General features: G+C 40.2%; 1 protein-coding gene. It reads right to left on the bottom strand.

The window, feature by feature from the left end; genetic code table 11:
* Positions 1 to 192: 192 nt before the first annotated feature.
* Positions 193 to 1,542: an IS91 family transposase gene (locus tag C8U37_RS14295; RefSeq protein WP_170100323.1), complete on the bottom strand. Its 1,350-nt coding sequence runs from the start codon at positions 1,540 to 1,542 to the stop codon at positions 193 to 195.
* Between the last annotated feature and the right edge of the window lie 96 nt (positions 1,543 to 1,638).

Below are 1,638 nucleotides of genomic sequence, written 5' to 3'. Positions count from 1 at the left end.
ATAAGAAAAGCATCGGGGAAAACCACCCCGATGCCTTTTTTTGCGTTGTTGTATTATTTTTTTTGATAATCTGATAGTTTATATTCCACACCGTGGGTACTTTTATAGTACTCAGGATACATTTCTCCACCACAATTTTCGCAAGTGAATCTGGGTGCATCCGATAAATCCCCTTCATCCCACAGGTCGAATTCATCCACCACTTCCTTCGGAATCGATTCCTTGATTCCGCATTGAAGACATATATAATTGACGCTGCTTTTCCCAGTCGAAGCGTGTTGCTTCATAAATTTCTTTTTCAGCTTGTTTTTGGTTAATTTTGAATTCTTTTGACTCAATGTGCCGAATCTCCTCTCGTAGATATCTCCTTGCCTCCGAATCGTTCGCATATTGGATTTTAAGCCTTCCATTTTTGGACACAACAATCCCGCGGAACACAAAGAGGTTTCCGCAACAGGAACATTTTAGGGGATTTTCTCCAAAACATTCGGCAATTCGTTCAGCCCATTTCTTTGGTTTCAAAGCAGTCGAAACATTCAGCAACAGCCGCTTCATCTTTGATTGAAGCTCTTTAACGACTTCTTTCGCAACTGTTTTAATTCTCCTGCTGTATAACCCATATCTGCGGATCATTTTAAAGTTTTTATCCGGGATGTGTCGTACTAAAGCTGCAATAAACTCCTTCGCAAGCATGATTTCTGTTTCATCTGTATCTGTTCGTTTGTCGTGATAGCGGAACATTACGATATCACCGTCATACATGAGGATACGTTTTAACGCGATCGGTCCGCGTTTCATGTAGCGGCTAATATACTGCAGTACTTTTTTGACGTTCGTTCGACTTCTCTTCGGAGCGTTGACGTAAAAGCCTTCAGCATTTTTAGTATAGGCTATTTGAAGCTGTGGCTGCACTTCCTTTTTCTCCTTCGGAGATAACACGCGCCGAATCAACTTTAACACTGCATTCTGCCAATTTATCCGCAACATTTTGTATGGGATATAATCGTAATCTTTCCACTCACCACCTTTGGTCAGCCCACCCATGGTTACAATCATATGCACATGGGGATTAAACTCGAGCTTGGAACCGAAAGTGTGGAGAGTCAAAATGATACCAGGTCGAATCTTCTGTTTCTTGAAATAATCCAAAATCACTTGCGCAGCCTCATCCATTAGTCCTTTCAAAAGTATTTCCCGATGATACTTTAAAAAGATGGTCCTCAAGCCTTCATCAATGGTAAAAACAATATGTCTGTGAGTTGTGTGGAACATATCCTGGGATACAATCTCACTCCAACGCTCACTTTCACCGACAGAACATGTCGGACAAAATTTGCCTTTACATCGAATCGGAACTCTCTTTACCGCATGGCAACCTTCACAAACATATAACCGAAATCCTTTAGAAATATCCCCACAGTATCTAAACTTTTCAACCTCTTGTAAGACTACAGGTCTTATCTTCAGTTTGAATCTTTTAGAAAACTGGTCCCAATGATTGTTCTCATCAAAGAAAATAGTATGGAGAATGTTCTTATTCATGCCTCTATTTTACCATTGTGGAACCAAAACAAAAACTGTGAAACATGCGCCAGCACAACATTCCACAGCCGAAAAATTATATACTTTCCTATAATA

The sequence above is a fragment of the Trichococcus patagoniensis genome (assembly GCF_003051085.1).
In the GTDB taxonomy this organism is placed as follows: Bacteria; Bacillota; Bacilli; order Lactobacillales; family Aerococcaceae; genus Trichococcus; species Trichococcus patagoniensis.
Note: the sequence above shows the minus strand (reverse complement) of the source record. Positions and strands in the feature narration are given on the sequence as shown.

Bases quoted from the DNA above. Each gene is read 5' to 3' on its own strand.
- C8U37_RS14295 (WP_170100323.1), bottom strand. From the start codon at position 1,542: ATGAATAAGAACATTCTCCATACTATTTTCTTTGATGAGAACAATCAT.